The organism is Arthrobacter sp. UYP4 (assembly GCF_057291175.1).
The window spans coordinates 1-19,266 of sequence record NZ_JBXAVU010000005.1 but is presented as its reverse complement, the minus strand read 5'-3'; the positions used below and the strand labels follow the sequence as shown (position 1 = coordinate 19,266).

Genomic DNA, 19,266 nt, shown 5'->3' with positions numbered 1-19,266 from the left:
GCCTCGGGGAACTACCGGTAGTCTTCTGCCATGGCTGATGAGACGCAGGACACAGCGAAGGACACGGAGACCGCCGCGGCGAAGGAGGTGTCGGACGACTTCGCCGTCCGGGAGCACACCTCGCCGTCGGGTCTGAAGTACACGACGACGACGGGACGCCTCGTACTGCGGCGCGAGGAGACGAAGGACGGCAAGGCGGACGGCTTCAAGCCGAAGGCCGAGATCTTCCTCGTCGCGTACACGAAGCAGGACGCCGAACCGGACCGGCCCGTGACCTTCGCCTTCAACGGCGGACCGGGCTCGGCCTCCGTCTGGCTGCACCTGGGCCTGCTGGGTCCGCGTCTCGTGGAATCCGGTGACGTCGGGACCATGACGCCCGCCCCCTTCGGACTCGTCGACAACCCCGACAGCCTGCTCGAATCCAGCGACCTCGTGATGATCGACCCGGTCAACACCGGATTCTCCCGGGTGGTGGCGGGCGAGAAGGCCGACGAGTTCCACGCCTTCGTGCAGGACCGCGACCTCGTCGCGGAGGTCATCCGGCTGTGGACCACCCGCAACAACCGCTGGCTCTCCCCCAAGTACCTCGTCGGCGAGTCGTACGGCACCCTCCGCGCCGTCGCGGTGGCCGGACGGCTCTTCGACGCCTACGGCATGGCGGTCAACGGGCTCGGTCTCATCTCCACGGTGCTCAACATGTCCACGCTGCGGTTCTTCCCCGGCAGCGACCTGCCGTACGCCCTGCACCTGCCGACCTACGCCGCCATCGCGCACTACCACGGCCGGCACGGCGACCGGGAACTCGCCGACGTGGTCCGTGAGGCCGAGGAGTACGCGGCCAGGGACTTCGGCTACGCCCTGACGCAGGGCAGCCGGTTGACCCCGGAGGAACTCGACGAGGTGGTGCACCGGCTCCACACCATCACCACCCTCGACGAGGGCTTCATCCGCCGCACGAACCTCCGCTGGGCCTACCACGAGTTCGCCGCCGAGATCCTCCGCTCCGAGGGCCTCGCCGTCGGCCGCATCGACGGTCGCTTCGCCGCGAAGCCCGCGAACCTGCAGTCGTCGGACTCGTTCGACGACCCGAGCATCCGGGCCATCACGGGGCCGTACTCCGCAGCCATGAACCACTACGTCCGCGCCGAGCTCGGCTACGAGAACGACCTTCCCTACGAGATCCTGACGGCCCGTGTACAGCCCTGGAGCTACCGGACGTTCGAGGGCGCCCCCGTGGACGTCTCGGGTGTCCTCGAACGCCTCCTCGTCCACAACCCCGCCCTGCGCGTCCACGTGGACTACGGCTACCACGACGGCGCGACGCCCCACTTCGCAGCCGAATACGTGTGGGCGCACATGAACCTCGACGACGCCACCCGTGCCCGGTTCACCCACCACTACCACGAGGCCGGTCACATGATGTACCTCAACCCGGTAGCACGCGACACGCAACTGCGCGCCCTCCGGGCCTTCGTCACGCAGGAGCGGACCGGCCGGGAATAGTAAGTAGGATGATGAAGACGGTCGCGGCGACAGCCGCGACGGCCCCTACCTTAAGGACTCGACCATGCTGAAAAGGATCCTCTGGGCCCTGGTGCCCATCATCGCCTCACGCGTGCTGAACAACCGCCGCGGCGGGCAGCCCCGGGCCAACAAGACGCGGTACAACGGCAAGTACGGCAGGTAGCAGCGCGCCGCGGGCGGGAGGACCGACGATCGCACTCCGTGACGAGGCCGGCTTCGCCGACATCCGTTCGTACGCCGCCATCGGTGACGGGCGGACGGTGGCGCTGGTCGCCCTCGACGGCTCGATCGACTGGTACCCCACGCCCGACATCGACTCCACGCCGACGTTCGCCCGCCTGCTGGACGCCGACGAGGGTTTCATCTCCCTCGCCCCCACGGCGGAGTTCTCGGTGGAGCGCCGCTACGCGGACGGCTCCAACGTCCTCGAGACCACCTACACCACGGCCACGGGCACTGTCCGCGTCACCGATTCCCTGAACACCGGGGTCGCAGGCAGGTTGCCCTGGGGCGAGCTCGCCCGCCGCATCGACGGGCTGGACGGATCCGTGGACATGGCGTGGTCCGTCGCGCCGGGCACCTGTTTCGGCACGGCGTCGCCCTGGCTCGACGAAGGACCGGAGCACCCGGTGCTGCGCATCGACGCGGTCGGGCTCGGAGTCCTCGGGATCGACCACGGACTGAAGACCCCCCAGGGCCGATCCGTCGAGGGAGCCTTCACCACCTCCGCGGGATCCTGCCATCTCGTGGCCGTCGTCTCGACGCACGGGGAGCCGCTGCCGCTCCCGGACCCCCAGAGCATCGACGACGGCGTGGACCGGACCATCCGCAACTGGCAGACGTGGTCCGACAACTTCGGGTACGACGGCGACTACCGGCACGCCGTGCTGCGCAGCGCCCTGGCCCTGAAGCTGCTGCTGCACAGTCCGTCCGGAGCCATCGCCGCTGCGGCAACGACGTCGCTCCCCGAGAGTGCGTCCGGCGGCAAGAACTGGGACTACCGCTACGCTTGGGTCCGGGACACCGCCTATACGCTGCACGCACTCACCCGCGCGGGTCTTCGCGAGGAGGTCCACGGAGCCGTGTCCTGGATGCTCAAGAACCTGCGGTCCCAGGGATCCGACCTCGAGGTGTTCACGCGCCTGAACGGCGACACCCCCGACGGCACGCGACGCCCCGACCTCACCGGCTGGCGCGGCAACGGCCCGGTGGTCGACGGCAACCCGGCGGCAGGGCAACTGCAGCTGGGCGTCTTCGGCGACGTGTTCGACATCGTCTGGCAGTACGTCCAGGCGGGCCACGTCCTCGATCCTGCGACCATGCGACAGCTCGCCGACCTCGCCGACCTGACCTGCGATGTCTGGCAGCGACGCGACGCCGGGATGTGGGAACTGCCGGAGGAACGCCACTACGTCACCTCGAAGCTCGGCTGCTGGAACGCGCTGCGGTGCGCCGTGCTGCTCGCCGAACGAGGCCAGCTCCAGGGCCCCGTGGAGCGGTGGACCGCCGAGCGCGACCGCATCCGCGACTGGGTCCACGAGCACGGCTGGTCCGAGGAGCGGCAGAGCTACATCTGGTATCCCGGATCCACGGAGCTTGACGCCTCGATCCTCCTGCACGCCATGAGCGGCTTCGACACGGGCCCGCGGATGTCGGCCACCATCGACGCCCTGCGCGAGGAACTCGGCGCAGGACCACTGCTCTACCGCTACAGCGGGATGCAGGAGGAGGAGTCGACCTTCGTGGCGTGCGCCTACTGGCTGGTGTCGGCGCTCGTCGCCGTGGGCCGCCGCGACGAGGCCGTGGACCTGATGGAGGAGCTCCTGCCGCTGGGGAACGACGTGGGCCTCATGTCCGAGATGATCGACCCTGCCGACAACTCCTTCATGGGGAATCTCCCGCAGGGGCTCAGCCATCTGGCCCTGATCGTCGCCGCCCTGTCCATCTCCGGCAAGTCCTGAGCCGTCAGGACGTGACGAAGTAGACCCAGACGCCGATCACCCAGGTGGTGCCGGCGAGGCAGGCGAGCGCCAGCTCCGCGAGGATGCCCAGCCCGGTCGCCTTCAGGGCGTGGAGGCTCGAGGCCAGTGCCGCACGTGCAGTGCGCTGGCGGGCGAACTCACTGGCGAACAGGCCGAGGGCGAAACCGACGAACAGGCCGACCACGGGGATCACGAACATGCCGGCGATCCCTGCCAGCACCCCGAGGGTCACCGACCGGCCCGGTATCTGCCGCTGCCTGAGGGTCCGGCCCGTGAGCACCACACCGGCACCGAGACCGGCACCGGCCAGGACCGTGCCGATCGCGAAGACCACCCAGCCCTCGGTACTGGCCACGGTCAGCGCCCACATGAGCAGTGACACGATGACCAGGATGCTGCCCGGCAGGACCGGGACCACCACTCCCGCGATACCGACGGCGATGAGCGCACCGCAGACCACCGTCATGAACACCTGTAGATCCATGGCCCCAGTCTTGCATCGACAGGCGTGACCGGGGCCACGGACGGGCCCTGTGGCCCCGGTCATGGAATACTGGAGGGAATACTAAGCCGCCTTAGCGAGCCTGCGGGCCCTGAGATCAGGAGGATCAATGAGCACACCGGCAACAGGAAACAACGAGGGCGACCGCTCCCGGCACGGCGACGACTCCGCCAACCCCACGGAACTGCTGGACACAGGACGGTCCGGCGCGGGAGCGAGCAGCGCCGGCGGCGCAGCGGGTGCGGGCCGCACGGGAACGGACGACGGCGGGAGCGACTACGTGCCCGGCGCATACTCGGCCGACGACGACTCCAGCGGCGAGTACGTCCCCGGCATGTACTCGGACGCCCCGGACAGCACCCCGACCCGCGAGCACACCCAGGCGCCCATCTCCGCGTCGAGGGCTGTCCCGCACGACGAGGACACGAAGATGCACACGCAGGTCGCCCCGGTGGTGGCGGCCCGGCAGGAGACCGACGCGCGCAGCGGTGATCGGAGCCGTGAGCGGCCCGCCCCGCGGAGCGCCGTTCCGGGATCGCGTGTTCCGGGCCTGGAGGAGCGCAAGCTGCTCCACCAGCGCGAGAAGGAGCTCTTCGGCGGCATGAAGTTCGGCTCGGCCTTCTTCGGCTGGCTCACCGCCACCGGCATGTTCGTGCTGCTCTCGGCCCTCGTCGGCGCCCTTGCCGCGGTCTTCGGCGTCGGTTCGAACCTCTCTACCGCGGACCTGACGAGCGGTTCGGGCGAGGCACAGACCACGGGCATCACGGCCGCCGTCGTGCTGGGCGTCGTCCTGCTGCTCTCCTACTTCGCCGGTGGCTACGTGGCCGGCCGCATGGCCCGGTTCAGCGGGGTCAAGCAGGGGGTCGCGGTCTGGCTGTGGGCCGTCATCGTCGCGGTCGTACTCGCCGTCATCGGGTTCATCATCGGCAACCAGGCCAACGTCACCGAACGGTTCCAAGGCCTCGGCGTCCCATCCGCCGCCGATCTCACCGGCCCCGGACTCATCAGCCTGCTCGTGGTGGCCGCCGTCGCGCTCGTCGGGGCGATCCTGGGTGGCCTCGCCGGCATGCGGTACCACCGGAAGATCGACCGCGCGGACTTCGACGCCCTGGAGACCACGGAGTAGATACGGCACAGGCACCGGAGGTGCCGGCGACCGGACGGTCGGCAGACAGGACGACGACAGCCCCGGACTCGAACGAGTCCGGGGCTGTCGTCGTCCTGCGGGAAGCCTCAGGGCGAGGGCATCCCACCGTTGACGTTGAGGGTCTCACCGAGCACGTAGCTCGCCTCGGACGAGGCCAGGAAGACGTAGGCGGGAGCGAGTTCGGTCGGCTGTCCGGCGCGGCCGAGCGGGGTGTCCTTCCCGAATTCGGGCAGCGCCTCCGCGGGCTGTCCGCCCGAGGGCTGCAGCGGCGTCCAGATGGGACCGGGTGCCACGGCGTTGACGCGGATGCCCTTGGGCGCGAGCTGCTGCGCGAGTCCCTTGGTGAAGTTATTGATCGCGGCCTTGGTGCTCGCGTAGTCGACGAGTGTCGGTGACGGCTCGTAGGCCTGGATGGACGTGCTGTTGATGATCGCCGACCCGGGCTGGAGGTGCTTGAGCGCCTCCCTGGTCACACGGAAGAACGAGTAGATGTTCGTCTTGTACGTGTGGTCCAGCTGCTCGTCGCTCAGCTCCTCGAGGGAGTCGACCGCCACCTGCTTGCCGGCGTTGTTGACGAGGATGTCCAGTCCACCGAGCCCGTCCACCGCCTGCTGCACCAGGGCGGTGCAGTACTCGGGGTCCTTCAGGTCACCCGGGATGCAGACGGCCGTGCGGCCCTCCGCCTCGATGATGCCCTTGACGACCTGCGCGTCCTCTTCCTCCTCGGGAAGGTAGGACAGGGCGACGTCGGCGCCCTCACGCGCGTACGCGATGGCAACCGCCGCGCCGATCCCGGAGTCGGACCCCGTGATGAGGGCCTTCCGGCCCTGCAGCCGGCCCGTCCCGCGGTAGGAGGTCTCCCCCCGGTCCGCCTTGATCTCCAGATCGGATTCGAGCCCCGGCTCGGCCGTCTGCTTGGCCTGCGGGGTGATGCTCTCGAAACGGGTGACGGGGTTCTGGAAGGTGTACTGGTCGGTCGATCCTGTGGTGCTCTCGGAGGTCATAGGTGTTCTCCCTGTACAGAATGCGTGTGCCGCGCCATGTCGACGCCTGGCTGGATGACAGCTCGCCCTGAAGCTAAGCCTACTTATCACCCTAGGCGCGGGGGAAAGCCCGGACAAGCCCGCCGGACGCCACGCGGATCGCTGGCATGACGTGCCACCGGCGGCTACGACAGTGCGCGGTGCCGTCGCACGGGAGAAGGGTCAGAAGACGACCGAGAAGAAGCCGGCGCCGATGCCGAGCACGAGGGCGGCGACGACCAGCCAGACGATCGGGGTGCGGAGCCTGCGCATGTGATCCATAGTGCGTCCAGTCTAGTGGGCGCGCCATGGAGCGACCGGCGGTCGTAGAGTCGGTGCCATGGAGTTGTTGCTGATCCGTCATGGCCAGACACCGAACAATGTGGCCGGATCCCTGGATACGGCTTTCCCGGGTGCCGGACTGACCGCGCTCGGCGAGCACCAGGCCCGCGCCGTGCCTGCCGCCCTTGCGGGCGTCGCCCTCTCGGGCATCTACGCCTCGCCGCTCGTCCGGACGCAGCAGACCGCCGAACCGCTGGCCTCGACGCTCGATCTCGACACCGGTGTGGTCCCCGGGCTGGAGGAGATCAGTGCCGGCAGCCTGGAGATGCTGAGTGATCCCGTCTCCGCGGAGGCGTATGCGACGTGCCTGCTCGGATGGATGGAGGGCGATCTCGACCGACGCATGCCCGGCGGCACGACCGGGCATGCGTTCATCGAGCGGTACGACCGCGCCATCCGGCGGATCGTGCAGGACAGCACCCCGGAGCAGTCGGTCGCCGTCTTCTCGCACGGGGCCGCGATCAGGGTCTACACCGCCGTCGCCACCGGCCTGAGCCCCGCCCGCGCGCGGACCCTGACCATCGACAACACGGGTATGAGCGTCCTGAGCGGCGGACCGGGTCGGTGGCACCTCGCCTCGTGGCACCCGGAGCCCCTGGGAGGGCCGGCACTCGAAGGGTTCGCCGGGAACGACGTCACGGGTCAGTCCACCTGAGGTCCCGCGGTCGGGCCGCGGGACCCGGATCGGCCCCGCCCGGGCACCGCACCGTCGGCAGCGACGAGCCTCCTGTCCGACGGTGCCTCAGCGGTTCTTCTGCACCCGCCGGACCGAGCCCGTGGTGCTGAAGAGGAAGATCAGCACGGACGCCAGCAGAACCAGGAGCGCAGGTGTCCAGGATCCCGTGGTGTCGTGCACGAAGCCCAGCAGCGGAGGCGACGCTGCCGCCAGGCAGTAGCCCGATCCCTGCACGATCGCCGACATTCGACCGGCAGATGCCTGGTCGCGGGCCAGCCGAATGATGGCGATGAAGATCACCGTGATGCCCCCGCCCTGGGCGATGCCGCCACAGATGGACCAGAACCACCACAGCTGCGGCGCCAGGAGCAGTCCGGCCGGGACGGACGTCCACAGCACTCCGACGGTGACGGCCACCGCCGTCGTACTCAGGAACCGGGCGGCGAACGGCACTCCGAGGCCGCCCACGATGGCGAGGATCTGGAAGATCGACGATCCGGCACCGGCTTCGGAGACGGACATGCCGAGTTCGTCATGCAGGTAGCTCGGCAGCCAGGCCGTCAGTCCGTAGTAGGAGAAGGCCTGCATGGCGAAGCCTGCCGTCAACCCGGCAGTGATCCACCCGGAGCCACGTACGGGCGGCAGCGTCGTGTCGCCGCCGTCCTCGGCCGAGACCGAGAAGGCGGTCCTCGGCCCCACCGCCAGGGCCCAGACCGCCACCGCCGCGACGGCGAGGACCGCGACCGCGGCGAGCGCGACCCGCCATCCGGCCAGCCCGGCGAGCGGCGCTGTCACCACCGAGGTGAGGAAGGATCCGATGTTCAACGCGGCGGTGTAGATCCCCATCGCCGTCCCCTGCCGGGACGGCGGGAAGTCCCGCCGGACGATCAGCGGGACCGCGATGTTGCCCACCGTGATCGCAAGGCCGATCACCACGGTGCCGCACACCACCAGCACGGGGCCGCCGGCGGAACGCACCAGGACGCCCGCCAGCACGCCGAGGATGGTCAGCGTCACCGCGAACTCGGCACCCCATCTCCTGGCGGCCAGGGACGCGAGTGGTGCCGCGAGGGAGAAGCACAGGACCGGGATGCTGGTGAGCAGCCCCAGCAGGGCGGGCGAGAAGCCCAGATCCGCCTGGATCCGATCCACCACTGGAGCGACCGCCACGATGGGGCCCCGCAGGTTGAGTGCCACCAGGCCGATGCAGGCGAGCAGGATGTAGCTTCTGGGAATCCCGGCGGGGAACCGGCCCCTCATGGGGCAGGACGCGGGGCCGGCGACTGTTTCATTCCTCCCATTGCTACCACGCCCGGAGCGCCGGCGCCTCGAGCGGCTTCCGCTACACGCGGCCCGGCGACCGGGCACGGGCCAGGCGCTTCAGGCCGTCCGCGGGCCGCACGGGGTCCGGCCACCGCGGCTGCAGGTCGTCACCCAGGGTGACCTTCCGCAGGCGGCGACCGAACATCGGCACCACCCACTCCCCCAGCCAGGCGGTCTCACGGCGCAGTCCGGCCACGAGCCCCGCGTACTCCTTCCGGTCGGGGAGGCGCGGGGTCAGCGAATGGTCGATGCCGAGGGACCGCAGGACATGGGCGGCGAGGTTCCGGTGGCCGGCCGGCGACATGTGCAGGCGGTCCGCGTCCCACAGGCCCGGGTCCGAGTACTCCTCGAAGCACCAGTAGTCCACCAGCACGGCGTCGTAGGTGCGCGCGATGCGCCGCACGTGGTCGTTGTACAGCCAGTTGCGCCGCTTCATCGGCTCGAAGACGGGGCTCAGCGGGATGTCGAACCCGGTGAAGAGGAGCGGGCGTGCCCCGGCTCCGGCGATGCGCGCCACCATCGACTCGTACGACCGCATGAGGGCAGCCATGTCGATGCGGAGTTCGAGGATGTCGTTGCCACCGGCGTAGAGACTGACGAGCGTGGGCTTGAGCGCGAGGGCCCGGTCCACCTGCTCGTCGCGGACGTGGTGCAGGCGCTTGCTCCGGATCGCGAGGTTCGCGTACTCCCACTCCGGGTCCTGGCGTCCCAGCTGCTTGGCGACGCGGTCGGCCCACCCCCGGACACCGTTGGGGAAGGTCGTGTTCCAGTCGCCCACGCCCTCCGTGAAGGAATCACCGATCGCCACGAACCGTCCCGCCATTCGAGGGAGCCTAGCGGTGCCGGGCGACCCGGGAGCGACGACGGGGCGAACGTCCGGTGAAACCCCCACGCGGCAGGCCGGAAATAATCCACGGGCGATCGTGGCTGAGAGGAGCATGGAGCATCGCATCGCAGTCACAGGCTCGACCGGCACCGTGGGCGGCGGCGTCGCCCGGATGCTCGCCGCCGAACAGGTGCCGCTCGTCCTGCCCGTCCGGTCCCCGGACCGGGCACAGCACCTGCCCGAGTCCACCGTCCGACGAACGACCTATGCGGACTTCGACGGGTCGGTCGAGGCCCTCGCCGGGGTCGATGTCCTCTTCATGGTGTCCGCCGCCGAGGAACCGGACCGGGTGGGGACCCACCGCACCTTCGTCGATGCGGCGAAGGAGGCGGGGGTGCAGCACCTCGTCTACACCTCGTTCCTCGGTGCCGCCCCGGATGCCGTGTTCCTCCTCGGACGCGACCACTGGTACACGGAGGAGCACATCCGCAGTTCGGGCATGTCCTGGACCTTCCTCCGCGACAGCCTCTACCTCGATTTCGTCCCCTCCCTCGCGGAGGACGGCGTCATCCGCGGTCCGGCCGGCGACGGCCTGCTCGCCGCCGTCGCGCAGGCCGACGTCGCACGCTCCGCCGCCGCGGTCCTGCGTGCGCCCGGCGACCACGCGGGGAGGACGTACCACCTGACGGGGCCCGAGGCCTTCACCCTGGCGGACGCCGCGGCGACCATCACGGAGTGCACGCCCGCGACCGTCCGCTTCGAGGACCAGACCCACGACGAGGCGATGGCGTCCCGCGCCCACCACGGGGCACCACGGTGGCAGGTCGAAGCCTGGGTCAGCACGTACACCGCGATCGCCCGCGGCGAGCTGGCGGAGGTCTCGCCCGACGTCGAGCGCCTCACCGGGCGCCGCCCCCTCGGCCTGCGCGAGCTCCTCGCGGCGAGGGGCTAGGGCCGTGCGCCGGGATATCGTGCCCGACCCGCAGGCCGGCCGTGCCTTCTACCGGTTCCTGACCTCGGTGGTGGTCCCACGCCCCATCGCGTGGGTCTCCTCGACCTCGGTGGACGGCGTGGACAACCTCGCCCCGCATTCGTTCTTCACCATCGCCTCGGTGAACCCGCCGATCGTCCAGTTCACGTCCGTGGGCCGCAAGGACTCCGTGCGCAACATCGAGGCCACGGGTGAGTTCGTGGTCAGCCTCGCCCCCGAGCACCTCTTCGAGGCCGTCAACGCGACCGGCACGGACTTCCCGCCCGACGTCAGCGAATTCGATGCCACCGGGCTCACCCGCGAGCCCAGTGCGAGGGTCGCACCGCCCCGCGTCCTCGAATCCCCCGCCGCCCTCGAGTGCCGGCTTCACCTTCTCCAGGACATGGGGGACTGCACGCTCGTCTTCGGCGAAGTGGTGCACGCGGTGGTCTCCGAGGACGTCCTCGACGGCACCCTTCCCGCGATCGATGCGCTGCGCCCGCTCTCGCGTCTCGGCAGGGACGAGTGGGGCACGGCCGGCAGGATCCGCTCGATCCCACGGATCCCCGTCGCGGATTGGCCCGGGCACTATGACGCCGGCACCGCAACTCCGTGACCTGGATCGACCCCATCTGCAGGCGCCGCCCAGGGTGCTGACATACAGTGGGGACATCTGCGGGTTTAGCACCCCACTCCCGGGCTGGGAAGCCATCCGTCAGCCCCAGGGACCCACATGAGCGTTACCGCCGCCCCGCGCACCGTCCGCATCTCCAGGCCGAACGACGTCGTCGCCTCCTACTCCGTCCTGCTCAAGCAGGTCCGCAAGGAAGGCCTCCTGAACCGCCGACGGCGTTTCTACGTTTCGGTGTTCGCCGTCCTCGCCCTCGCCATGGGCGCGGCCTGGACGGGGTTCGCGCTCCTGGGCGATACCTGGTTCCAGCTCCTCGTGGCAGCCGTGCTCGGAGTCGTCCTCACGCAGGTCGCGTTCCTGGCGCACGAAGCCTCGCACCGCCAGATCTTCAAGACCCGCGGCGCGAACGACTGGTCCGGCCGCATCCTGGCCGCCGGGGTCGTCGGCATCAGCTACGCGTGGTGGATGGACAAGCACACCCGCCACCACAACGATCCGAACACCCGCGGCAAGGACCCGGACATCGAGGTGGACACCATCTCGTTCCTCGAGGAGGACGCCGCCAAGGCCCGTGGCATCCAGGCCTGGATCACGCGCCGCCAGGGCTACCTGTTCTTCCCGCTGCTCACCATGGAGGGCATCAACCTCCACGCCCGCTCGATCAGCACCCTGTTCGCCCGCCGTGCCATCAAGGGCCGCTGGGTCGAGCTCGCACTCCTCGGCGCCCGCTTCGGGGCGTACCTGGGCGTCCTGTTCTGGTTCCTGCCGGTCGGCATGGCCTTCGCATTCCTCGGCGTCCAGCTCGCCGTGTTCGGCATCTACATGGGGGCGAGCTTCGCCCCCAACCACAAGGGCATGCCCGTGGTACCGAAGGACAGCAAGCTGGACTTCTTCCAGAAGCAGGTCCTCACCTCACGCAACATCCGCGGTGGCTCCTTCGTCAACAACGCCTTCGGCGGCCTCAACTTCCAGATCGAGCACCACCTCTTCCCGGACATGCCGCGCCCGCACCTGCGCCGCGCGGCCGTGATCGTGAAGGAGCATTGCGAGCGGCTGCGCGTGCCGTACACCGAGGTCGGCGTGGCCGCGTCCTACGGGGCCGTCGTGTCCTACCTGAACCGCGTGGGACTCGCCGCCCGGGACCCGTTCGACTGCCCCATGGTCAACCGCTTCCGCAGGCCCTAGCGTCCGGCCGCCTGCGTCACAGCGCGGCGGCCGGAGTACGCAGGACATGCGTCAGGACCGGGCGCGTGGCCCGCAGGCCGAGCGCCACCAGTCCGACACCGCCCGCGAGGCAGGCGATGATCACGGCGACGGACAGCGGCGCGAAGATCAGCGCGAACCCGGCGAGCGGGAGCACGACGACGACCGCCGTCAGTGCGCTGCCCACCGATACGACCATCAGCGGGAACAGGACCGCCCGCGTGCGGGCGGCGTCCATCGTCGGAACCGGCATGCCGAGCCGGTCCAGGCTCACGTAGAGGTCCCGCCGGTCGAGCAGCAGTGACGACTGGTTGACGCCCACGGAGCACGCCACCATGAGGAACGACGCGACGATGGTGATGAGCACGCCCGTGCGCACGTCGTCCCCCAGGAAGCGTTCGCTGCCCTCGAGGGGGCCGGCCGAGTTCATCAGGGCCGCTCCCGCTCCTCCGACGACGGCCACGAAGCACGTCATGGCGACGCCGCTGACCTGCCGCCAGGCCCCCTTCGGGGAGTCGAGGATCTGGCGGGCGGCGAGGAGCCGTTCAGGAGTCCGCGCCGAGCGCACCTGACGGCGGGCCAGGACCCCGATGATCCATGGGCCCACCAGGTCGAGGACACCGAGCGCCCCGGCGAACCCCAGCCCCAGGACCACCACCACGGTGGCGAAGTCCTCGACTCCACCGAGAGTGCCGAGAACCGTCACCACGACGGCGATCACGGACACGCCGATGACGGCGCGCAGCCAGTGGATCCGCGGTGCGTGTCCCCGGGTGCGCACGCCGAGCGGGGAGACCACGATCGTCCGCAGGCCCAGCATCGCGCTCACCGCCGCCAGCAGCACCACGCCCAGGGCCACCAGCGCGATGGGACCGGGTCCCATCCACACCGATCCCCCCAGGGCCCGGCCCCGGAAGGGGATCAGCTGGACCATGGGGATCAGCAGCAGGTGGCCGATGATCCCGGCGAGGGCGCCGACGGCGGCCAGCAGGGCCGATTCCGCGACGGTCATGACGGCGACGGTCGAGGCGGGGGCGCCGAGGAGGCGCAGGGTCGCGAGCCGCTCGTCCCGGCGGCGGGCGGAGAGCCGTGCGGCCGATCCGCCGAGGGACACGAGCGGGACCACGAGGAGCGCCGTGGCGATCGCGGCGAGCGCCAGGTAGAGCTGGCCGGTCTCGTCCTGCCACTGGAAGAAGGAGAGTCCGCCGGCGACGACGGTCAGCAGGAGCGCGGTCACGAGCCCGAAGGCCGTCACCGGGAGGGCTGCGGCAGAGAGCCCGCCCGCAGAGGGTCGCGCGAGCAGCCAGGCGAGGCGGAGCGGCACCTTGAGGGGGATGTGCAGCGTGGTCGGCGCCACGGCGGACGGGACGGCGGGAGCGCCGGTGGCGCTCATGCTGCCGACTCCGCTTGCAGCGAGTCGCTGACGATGCGCCCGTCACGCAGCCGGACGGTGCGCGCGCACCGGCGGGCGATGCCGTCGTCGTGCGTGACGACGACGAGCGTCTTCCCCATGCCGGTGGTGGACTGGAGGAGCAGGTCCATGACGTCGGCCGACGTGCCGGAGTCGAGCGCCCCGGTGGGCTCGTCGGCGAAGATCACGCTCGCTCCGGACACCTGTGCCCGGGCGATGGCGACACGCTGGGCCTGGCCGCCGGACAGTTGGCCGACGCGGCGGTCCTCCAGTCCCGCCAGGCCGAGTGCGGCGAGCCACCCCGCCGCCGAGTGCTCGGCACTCGAGCGGTCGACGCCGAGCAGCATCAGCGCGACGGCCACGTTCTCGAGTGCCGTGAGTTCGGGGATCAGCAGGCCCTGCTGGAACACGAAGCCGAAGGTGGAGCGGCGCAGCGCGGACCGGTCCCGGTCGGAGAGCCGCGCGACGTCGGTGGTGCCGCCGTCGTCGTGCCGGAGCAGTACCTGCCCGGTGTCCGGGGTGATGATGCCGGCGAGGCAGTGCAGGAGTGTCGTCTTCCCACCGCCGGAGGGACCCATGACGGCGACGGACTCACCGGCCCGGATGTCGAGGCTGAGGTCGGAGAGAGCGCGCGTCGCGTGGTAGGCCTTCGTCAGGCCGCGTGCGCTGAGCACGGCGGCCCGGGCGGCCGGCTTCGAGCTGACGGGATACGGGGTGGCCGCATCCAGCGCGGCGGATCTCATGGTGGGTGTCGTGATGGGTGAGGTGGACAGGGGTCTGCCGGGACGTGGGAAGGTCATGTCTCCATGCTTCCGCTGCCGGCCCGCCCGCGCGTCGGGCTGGAGGCTGACCGGCTTCCGGCCTCCTCATACCGTGGCGGGAGGCGGGTCTACGCCCGGGACGCCGATCCGGGATCCGCCAGGAGCACCCTGAAGACCTCACCGAGCGGGCCTGTGAGATCGTCGGAGGTAGCCGATGCCGCGGGCTGCACACCGGTGGAGGTGCGGAGCATCACCAACCCGAGCATCGTGGCCATGGCGATCTGCGCCCGCACCAGCAGGTGCTCGGTACCGGGATCCCCTGTGCTCCATCCCGCCGCCCCGGCGAGCCTCCGGGTGAAGGACTCCAGGGTCCGTCGGCGGATGCGGTCCGCGTTCTCGTCCCCGGACGAGCGCAGCAGGAGGAGGAGTTGCAGGGGATCGTCGGCGTTCGGCGATTCCACCACGTGGGTGATCAGCCGGCCGATCACGTCGTCGATGCCCACCGCGGGAGCCCTGTTCGCTGTGTCGAGCTCGTCGACGGTCCGGTTCATGCACGCCTCGAAGAGCCCCTCCTTCGACCCGAAATACCGGTTGATGAGCGCGACGTTGACCCCGACGTCGGACGCGATCTGCCGCACGGTCGTCGCGCGGTAGCCATCCGTGGCGAAGCGCCTGCGGGCTGCCCGCACGAGCGCGCGGCGCGTGACGGTGGCGTCCCGTCCCGACCGCACCTCGTCGGCCTGCTGTTCCCCTGTTCCAGGCGATTCCGAGGGCGCCTGCATCCCGTTGGCCATGATGTACCTCCGCACCCACTGTAGACCGCGGACACCGCATGTAAACGATTGTTGATTTCCAGGGACCAGCGATTATGCTGAGAAGTAATCACGCGTTTACTTCTCCGAGGAGCTCCATGTCCACCGTCACCCAGCGCCCCACCACGGGACCGGCCCCGAAGGATTCCGCCGGGCGCCCCCGCGGCACGGCGATCATCGCCTACCTGTCCCTCGGCGGACTGTCGTTCGCCGTCCTGCAGTCACTGGTCGCTCCGGCGCTCGGAACGATCGGACAGGACCTGGGCGTCTCCACCGCTTCGGCGAGCTGGGTACTGACGGCATACCTGCTGTCCGCCGCGGTGCTGACCCCGATCCTCGGTCGCCTGGGCGACATGGTCGGCAAGCGCAAGGTCCTCATCGTCGTCCTCGCACTGCTCCTGGTCGGCGCGGTCCTCGCCGCCCTCGCGACCAACCTGACGGTGCTGATCATCGCGCGCATCCTGCAGGGAGCCGCCGGCGCCGTCATGCCGCTCTCGATCGGCATCGTCCGCGACGAGCTGCCGAAGGAACGCGTGAGCGTGACGATCGGCCTCCTGTCGGCCATCTTCGGCATCGGCGCCGGCGTCGGGATCGTCGCTGCCGGCCCGATCGTCGAGTCGCTGTCCTGGCACTGGCTCTTCTGGATCCCCGCCGGCCTCGTGCTGATCGCGTTGCTCGGTGCCATCTTCGGCATGCCCGAATCACCCGTCCGCACACCCGGCCGCCTCGACACCCTCGGAGCGGGGATCCTGTCCCTCGGCCTCGTGGCGCTCCTGCTGGCCATCAGCGAGGGGCAGACGTGGGGGTGGGCCGACGGCAGGACGATCGGCCTGCTCGGCGGAGGAACCGTGCTGCTCGTCGTCTTCGTGCTCGTGGAACTGCGTGTCGCGGAGCCGCTGATCGACCTGCGGCTCTTCCGCCACCGCGGCGTGTGGACCGCACACGTCGTCGCCCTGGCCTTCGGCTTCGCGATGTTCGGGACCTTCATCCTCGTCCCGACGCTCCTGCAGCTGCCGACGGTCCTCGGCTACGGCTTCGGGAAGTCGGTGAGCGAGGCCGGCGTGTACCTGCTCCCCACGGTCGCGGCGATGGTCGTCTCCGGCGTGGTCGCCGGGGTCCTGATCCGCAGGATCGGCCCGAAGGTGCCGATGATCGTCGGCTCCGTCGCCGTCGTCGTCGCCTTCGCCCTCCCTGCCCTCGGCCATGCGGAGGAGTGGCAGATCCTCCTCTCGGGAGTCCTCACCGGGATCGGCATCGGGATGGCCCTCGCGGCGACCTCCAACGCCATCGTCGAGAGCGTGCCTGCGACCCAGACCGGAGAGGCGATCAGCGCGAACACCGTCCTGCGCACCATCGGCAGCAGCATCGGGACGGCCGTCATCGCCGCCCTCATCACGTCGAACACCACGGCCCTGGGCGCACCCGCCGATCACGCCTTCACCGCCGGGTTCTGGGTCTCCGCGGGCGTGGGTGTCCTGGCGTTGCTGGCAGCGCTCGCTGCCCCCTCGGTGCGGGGCCGTCATCGGGGCACCACGACGGCGGGTATCGACGACTGAGGACAGCCACCCCACGTACCGCCCCACGTACCGCCCCACATCCCGCCGGACACCGCAAGCGATCGGCGCGGCATGCAGGGGAAGAACGCTCCACCGGACCGTCCGGTTACGGTGGAGCATGTTCTTCCTCTTCGGCCTCACCACGCGTGAGCACCTCCGGTTCACCCGCTCGGCGACCTGCCGCTACTGCGGCCGGCATGCCCCGCAGCAGGTCCTCGAGCGCAGGACCAAGCTCTCGGTGTTCTTCATCCCGCTCATCACCCTGAAGAGGACGCGGCTGCAGGTCTGCACGAACTGCGGTGGGACGTCCAGGATCAGCGGCTCGGAACAGCGCGCCCTGGCCCACTAGCTGCTGATGCCCCCGATGGTGCCCCGAACCATGCTGACGCTGGAGTGGGAGGGGTCCCCGTCGAAGGGTTCGTCGGAGACGTCGACGATGGGGAACTGCGCCAGATCGATGTCGGCGGGCACGGCGAAGCTGCCGCGATCCCCGTCCATCAGGCCGATGCTGTACATCTGCCCGAGGTCGGGGGCGATCAGCCACACCTGCCGGTACCCCTCAGGCGCCGGGCCGGTCAGGTCGATGTCGAGGGTTCGGGTGCCGTCGCCCGCCCGCGAGACGGTGGCCTCGCCGGATCCTGAATAACCGGGCAGTGGCTCCAACGCGGCCTGCGCCTGCACGGCGGTTTCCCGATCCGTTCCCAGGGACTGGATCCCCCACAGGGCGCCTCCGCCCACCACGATCCCGACTCCTGCCGCCACGGCGAGCCAGCGCGCCGAGAACCGACGCCCGGCACGTGCGGGCCGGTCCGGGATCGGCACGACGACCGATGACGCCTCCTGCCGGCGGACGGGCGGACCCGACGTGTCGGCATCCAGGTCCGCGGACAGGCCGAGTTCGGTCCTGATGGCCTCCCAGACCGCCGGTCCCGGCGGCTCGAGCACGGTCGTCGACCCGTCGGCCTTCGCGACCATGACGACGCTCCGCAACTCGTCCACGTCGGTGGAGCAGGCACGGCACAGGCCGAGGTGCTCCCGTGACCATGGATCGAGGGGCTCGTCGAGCGCAGCGAGACCGACGAGGTCGGGGTCAAGATGCTGCATTCCATTCCCCCAATCGTTGCCGCAGGTGCACGAGGCTTCTCCGTATGTGGCTCTTGACGGTCCCCAGGGGGAGATTCAGGCGGGCCGAGATCTGCTGGTGCGTCAGGTCTTCGTAGAAGGCGAGCTTGAGGATCGAACTCTGCGGCTCGCCGAGCAGTTCGAGTTCGGACCCCAGGACCACCCGGTCAGTGATCGTATCAACCCCGTGATCCCGGGTGACGCCGGTTTCGGGGGTTGCCGCCGAGTGCATCACCAATCGCTGCTGCCTGCCCTTCGCCGACAGGGAGTCGAGGACGACGTTCCTGCAGATCCCCAGGATCCATCCCGGTACCGTGCCGGACTCCGGGTCGAAGCTGCTCCTGAAGCGCCAGGCCCTGACGAACACGTCCTGCGTGATGTCCGCAGCCGCCGCCCGGTCACCCGTCGACTTGAGCGCGATCGTGTGGACGAGGGGCGAGAAACTCCGGTAGGCAGCCGCCATGGCACCCTCGTCTCCTGCAGAGAACTCGAGGTCGAGCTCCCTCGTCCACTCAGGGCCCGGAGGTGCCACGGTCCACTCCTCAAGCGCGGGGGCCGCACCGGCGCGGCGTCCTGCGATCCTACGCCCTCACCGCGGCAAGTCAGAGGGGCAGGGCAGTGAGCACGACATTGTCCTCGTAGTCGCCTTCGTCCGGCAGCCATTCCCCTCCGCACGTGATGATCCTGAGCTGGTGGTCGCCGTCGCGGGCGAAGATCTCCGATCCGTCCAGCGTCGCCTTCGGGATGTTCCGCACGTCGGAGACCCGGTACCCGAGGGACCGCCCGTCGTCGAGGGTGATGGTGACGATGGTGCCGATGGGCACATCCTTCAACCGGGCGAAGGGCATGACCTCCGTGAGGCTGTCCACGTGGGCTGCCAGGACAGCGTTGCCGGCTTCAGCCCCGGGGGCGGGTCCGTACCGGTACCAGCCGGCCTCCCAGAAACTGTCGGGTATCTCCATGGCGTCGTTCTGATCGATCCCGACGTCGACGACCCTCACCGAGATGTCGGTGCCTGCGATGTCGAGTGCTACGGGAGCCGCATCCGCCGGCCTGAGCGCCGCATCTGCAGGCTGGACGGGAACGCCGGTGGCGCCCGTCGCCGGGGTCGCCGGGTCGGCCGCGGGCGCAACGGGTGCACCCGGTGCACCCGCCGAGGGTGACGAGATGGACGGCGCCGGCTCCGGGGGTGCCGAGGTGTCGCCCGGCGCGCACCCGGCGAGGACGACGGCGGCGAGCAGGGCTGCGGTGATTCCTCGCTGACTGGACTGCACTGTCTCGGATACTCCTTTCGAGATCGGTTCCGCGGGGTGGGGGGGGGGCCCCCCCCCCCCCCCCCCCCCCCCCCCCGGGGGGCCCCCCCCCCCCCCCCCGCGGGCGCCCCCCCCCCCCCCCCCCCCCCCCCCCCCCCGGCGCCCCCCCCCCCCCCCCCGGGCCGGGGCCCCCGCCGACCCCC

General features: G+C 70.3%; 19 protein-coding genes. 9 read left to right on the top strand and 10 right to left on the bottom strand.

The genetic code is table 11. The annotated features are described in order from the left end of the window. Positions 1 to 30 precede the first annotated feature (30 nt). Together AC0Z9V_RS15865 and AC0Z9V_RS15860 are read left to right on the top strand one after the other, a co-directional pair. Positions 31 to 1,503: a S10 family peptidase gene (locus AC0Z9V_RS15865; RefSeq protein ID WP_459267906.1), complete on the top strand. Its 1,473-nt coding sequence runs from the start codon at positions 31 to 33 to the stop codon at positions 1,501 to 1,503. 212 nt (positions 1,504 to 1,715) lie between these two features. Continuing rightward, on the top strand, positions 1,716 to 3,485 hold the full coding sequence (locus AC0Z9V_RS15860) for a glycoside hydrolase family 15 protein (protein ID WP_485142159.1): 1,770 nt from the start codon (positions 1,716 to 1,718) through the stop codon (positions 3,483 to 3,485). 4 nt (positions 3,486 to 3,489) lie between these two features. On the opposite strand, the gene AC0Z9V_RS15855 is transcribed toward AC0Z9V_RS15860, so the two are convergent. Continuing rightward, positions 3,490 to 3,990, bottom strand: a complete 501-nt coding sequence (locus AC0Z9V_RS15855) for a DUF456 domain-containing protein (RefSeq protein WP_485142076.1) — start codon at positions 3,988 to 3,990, stop codon at positions 3,490 to 3,492. 127 nt (positions 3,991 to 4,117) lie between these two features. Here AC0Z9V_RS15855 and AC0Z9V_RS15850 point away from each other — a divergent pair, with 127 nt between their 5' ends. Further along, positions 4,118 to 5,134: a hypothetical protein gene (locus tag AC0Z9V_RS15850; protein ID WP_485142075.1), complete on the top strand. Its 1,017-nt coding sequence runs from the start codon at positions 4,118 to 4,120 to the stop codon at positions 5,132 to 5,134. A gap of 107 nt (positions 5,135 to 5,241) precedes the next feature. On the opposite strand, the gene AC0Z9V_RS15845 is transcribed toward AC0Z9V_RS15850, so the two are convergent. Beyond that, positions 5,242 to 6,159 carry an SDR family oxidoreductase gene (locus AC0Z9V_RS15845; RefSeq protein ID WP_459267903.1) on the bottom strand — a complete coding sequence of 306 codons (918 nt, stop codon included), beginning with the start codon at positions 6,157 to 6,159 and terminating at the stop codon, positions 5,242 to 5,244. 358 nt (positions 6,160 to 6,517) lie between these two features. Here AC0Z9V_RS15845 and AC0Z9V_RS15840 point away from each other — a divergent pair, with 358 nt between their 5' ends. Next, a complete protein-coding gene (locus AC0Z9V_RS15840; protein ID WP_459267902.1) occupies positions 6,518 to 7,174 on the top strand; it encodes a histidine phosphatase family protein in 657 nt (218 codons plus the stop codon). Positions 7,175 to 7,261: 87 nt separating this feature from the next. Here AC0Z9V_RS15840 and AC0Z9V_RS15835 read toward each other — a convergent pair whose 3' ends face one another. Further along, on the bottom strand, positions 7,262 to 8,455 hold the full coding sequence (locus tag AC0Z9V_RS15835; protein WP_485142074.1) for an MFS transporter: 1,194 nt from the start codon (positions 8,453 to 8,455) through the stop codon (positions 7,262 to 7,264). 82 nt (positions 8,456 to 8,537) lie between these two features. Beyond that, on the bottom strand, positions 8,538 to 9,341 hold the full coding sequence (locus tag AC0Z9V_RS15830) for an SGNH/GDSL hydrolase family protein (protein WP_485142073.1): 804 nt from the start codon (positions 9,339 to 9,341) through the stop codon (positions 8,538 to 8,540). 115 nt (positions 9,342 to 9,456) lie between these two features. Between AC0Z9V_RS15830 and AC0Z9V_RS15825 the strand changes: the two genes are divergently transcribed. The 3 genes from AC0Z9V_RS15825 (at position 9,457) to AC0Z9V_RS15815 (ending at position 12,130) form a co-directional block, all read left to right on the top strand. Continuing rightward, positions 9,457 to 10,296 carry an SDR family oxidoreductase gene (locus AC0Z9V_RS15825; protein WP_485142072.1) on the top strand — a complete coding sequence of 280 codons (840 nt, stop codon included), beginning with the start codon at positions 9,457 to 9,459 and terminating at the stop codon, positions 10,294 to 10,296. 4 nt (positions 10,297 to 10,300) lie between these two features. After that, positions 10,301 to 10,930 carry a flavin reductase family protein gene (locus AC0Z9V_RS15820; RefSeq protein WP_485142071.1) on the top strand — a complete coding sequence of 210 codons (630 nt, stop codon included), beginning with the start codon at positions 10,301 to 10,303 and terminating at the stop codon, positions 10,928 to 10,930. Positions 10,931 to 11,047: 117 nt separating this feature from the next. Continuing rightward, positions 11,048 to 12,130, top strand: a complete 1,083-nt coding sequence (locus tag AC0Z9V_RS15815; RefSeq protein WP_133081469.1) for a fatty acid desaturase family protein — start codon at positions 11,048 to 11,050, stop codon at positions 12,128 to 12,130. 16 nt (positions 12,131 to 12,146) lie between these two features. On the opposite strand, the gene AC0Z9V_RS15810 is transcribed toward AC0Z9V_RS15815, so the two are convergent. From AC0Z9V_RS15810 to AC0Z9V_RS15800, 3 genes are all read right to left on the bottom strand, one after another. Beyond that, a complete protein-coding gene (locus AC0Z9V_RS15810) occupies positions 12,147 to 13,541 on the bottom strand; it encodes an FtsX-like permease family protein (protein WP_485142070.1) in 1,395 nt (464 codons plus the stop codon). Then, the gene (locus AC0Z9V_RS15805) at positions 13,538 to 14,359 is read right to left on the bottom strand and encodes an ABC transporter ATP-binding protein (RefSeq protein ID WP_485142069.1); all 822 of its coding nucleotides are present in this window, start codon (positions 14,357 to 14,359) and stop codon (positions 13,538 to 13,540) included. The genes AC0Z9V_RS15810 and AC0Z9V_RS15805 overlap by 4 nt, the downstream gene beginning before the upstream one ends. A gap of 89 nt (positions 14,360 to 14,448) precedes the next feature. Next, positions 14,449 to 15,114, bottom strand: coding sequence for a TetR/AcrR family transcriptional regulator (locus tag AC0Z9V_RS15800; protein ID WP_485142068.1), 666 nt, complete (start codon positions 15,112 to 15,114; stop codon positions 14,449 to 14,451). Positions 15,115 to 15,230: 116 nt separating this feature from the next. Between AC0Z9V_RS15800 and AC0Z9V_RS15795 the strand changes: the two genes are divergently transcribed. Together AC0Z9V_RS15795 and AC0Z9V_RS15790 are read left to right on the top strand one after the other, a co-directional pair. Beyond that, on the top strand, positions 15,231 to 16,688 hold the full coding sequence (locus AC0Z9V_RS15795) for an MFS transporter (RefSeq protein WP_485142067.1): 1,458 nt from the start codon (positions 15,231 to 15,233) through the stop codon (positions 16,686 to 16,688). Positions 16,689 to 16,806: 118 nt separating this feature from the next. Further along, positions 16,807 to 17,037, top strand: a complete 231-nt coding sequence (locus AC0Z9V_RS15790; RefSeq protein ID WP_459267892.1) for a zinc-ribbon domain-containing protein — start codon at positions 16,807 to 16,809, stop codon at positions 17,035 to 17,037. Here the strand turns inward: AC0Z9V_RS15790 and AC0Z9V_RS15785 are convergent. The 3 genes from AC0Z9V_RS15785 to AC0Z9V_RS15775 form a co-directional block, all read right to left on the bottom strand. Beyond that, complete coding sequence (locus tag AC0Z9V_RS15785) at positions 17,034 to 17,792, bottom strand: anti-sigma factor domain-containing protein (RefSeq protein ID WP_485142066.1); 759 nt, start codon at positions 17,790 to 17,792, stop codon at positions 17,034 to 17,036. The two genes, AC0Z9V_RS15790 and AC0Z9V_RS15785, sit on opposite strands and share 4 nt — an antisense overlap. Beyond that, on the bottom strand, positions 17,779 to 18,342 hold the full coding sequence (locus AC0Z9V_RS15780) for an RNA polymerase sigma factor (RefSeq protein WP_485142065.1): 564 nt from the start codon (positions 18,340 to 18,342) through the stop codon (positions 17,779 to 17,781). Before AC0Z9V_RS15780 ends, AC0Z9V_RS15785 begins: the two co-directional genes overlap by 14 nt. Positions 18,343 to 18,412: 70 nt before the next feature. Then, a complete protein-coding gene (locus AC0Z9V_RS15775) occupies positions 18,413 to 19,084 on the bottom strand; it encodes a class F sortase (RefSeq protein WP_485142064.1) in 672 nt (223 codons plus the stop codon). Between the last annotated feature and the right edge of the window lie 182 nt (positions 19,085 to 19,266).

Excerpts from the sequence above, each read along its gene's own strand:
- AC0Z9V_RS15865 (WP_459267906.1), top strand. The coding sequence starts at position 31 with ATGGCTGATGAGACGCAGGACACAGCGAAGGACACGGAGACCGCCGCG.
- AC0Z9V_RS15855 (WP_485142076.1), bottom strand. The coding sequence starts at position 3,990 with ATGGATCTACAGGTGTTCATGACGGTGGTCTGCGGTGCGCTCATCGCC.
- AC0Z9V_RS15850 (WP_485142075.1), top strand. The coding sequence starts at position 4,118 with ATGAGCACACCGGCAACAGGAAACAACGAGGGCGACCGCTCCCGGCAC.
- AC0Z9V_RS15845 (WP_459267903.1), bottom strand. The coding sequence starts at position 6,159 with ATGACCTCCGAGAGCACCACAGGATCGACCGACCAGTACACCTTCCAG.
- AC0Z9V_RS15840 (WP_459267902.1), top strand. The coding sequence starts at position 6,518 with ATGGAGTTGTTGCTGATCCGTCATGGCCAGACACCGAACAATGTGGCC.
- AC0Z9V_RS15835 (WP_485142074.1), bottom strand. The coding sequence starts at position 8,455 with ATGAGGGGCCGGTTCCCCGCCGGGATTCCCAGAAGCTACATCCTGCTC.
- AC0Z9V_RS15830 (WP_485142073.1), bottom strand. The coding sequence starts at position 9,341 with ATGGCGGGACGGTTCGTGGCGATCGGTGATTCCTTCACGGAGGGCGTG.
- AC0Z9V_RS15825 (WP_485142072.1), top strand. The coding sequence starts at position 9,457 with ATGGAGCATCGCATCGCAGTCACAGGCTCGACCGGCACCGTGGGCGGC.
- AC0Z9V_RS15815 (WP_133081469.1), top strand. The coding sequence starts at position 11,048 with ATGAGCGTTACCGCCGCCCCGCGCACCGTCCGCATCTCCAGGCCGAAC.
- AC0Z9V_RS15810 (WP_485142070.1), bottom strand. The coding sequence starts at position 13,541 with ATGAGCGCCACCGGCGCTCCCGCCGTCCCGTCCGCCGTGGCGCCGACC.
- AC0Z9V_RS15805 (WP_485142069.1), bottom strand. The coding sequence starts at position 14,359 with ATGACCTTCCCACGTCCCGGCAGACCCCTGTCCACCTCACCCATCACG.
- AC0Z9V_RS15800 (WP_485142068.1), bottom strand. The coding sequence starts at position 15,114 with ATGGCCAACGGGATGCAGGCGCCCTCGGAATCGCCTGGAACAGGGGAA.
- AC0Z9V_RS15795 (WP_485142067.1), top strand. The coding sequence starts at position 15,231 with ATGTCCACCGTCACCCAGCGCCCCACCACGGGACCGGCCCCGAAGGAT.
- AC0Z9V_RS15790 (WP_459267892.1), top strand. The coding sequence starts at position 16,807 with ATGTTCTTCCTCTTCGGCCTCACCACGCGTGAGCACCTCCGGTTCACC.
- AC0Z9V_RS15785 (WP_485142066.1), bottom strand. The coding sequence starts at position 17,792 with ATGCAGCATCTTGACCCCGACCTCGTCGGTCTCGCTGCGCTCGACGAG.